The organism is Clostridium sp. MCC344, assembly GCF_018785365.1.
In the GTDB taxonomy this organism is placed as follows: Bacteria; Bacillota; Clostridia; order Lachnospirales; family Lachnospiraceae; genus Pilosibacter.
Genome location: NZ_WQPQ01000014.1, coordinates 1 through 216, shown reverse-complemented (window position 1 = coordinate 216; position 216 = coordinate 1). Strand labels below are relative to the sequence as shown.

1 protein-coding gene is annotated in these 216 nt (G+C 57.9%); it reads right to left on the bottom strand.

Annotated elements, in window-relative coordinates; genetic code table 11:
• Positions 1–216: hypothetical protein (locus GPK90_RS03740; RefSeq protein ID WP_215702200.1), on the bottom strand; the 216-nt coding region annotated here is incomplete at both ends.

The window sequence follows — 216 nt, the reverse complement described above, 5'->3', positions numbered from 1 at the left end:
GCCTGATCTTCGGACTGTGCGAGCTGGTAGTTGATGTCCTCGTATTCAATGGTTTTGGTGTAATAGCGGTCCGCTACCCGGCACACCCCGTCCCGGTACATTTCCCGGTAAGGGAGGGTCTGCTGGGCGGTGGTGGGAATGTTCTTTCCTTTCGTGAACAGGCCGGTAAGGCCCTGCTTTTCAGGCTTTCTGCCTGCGGGCTTTCCGGCCCTTCTG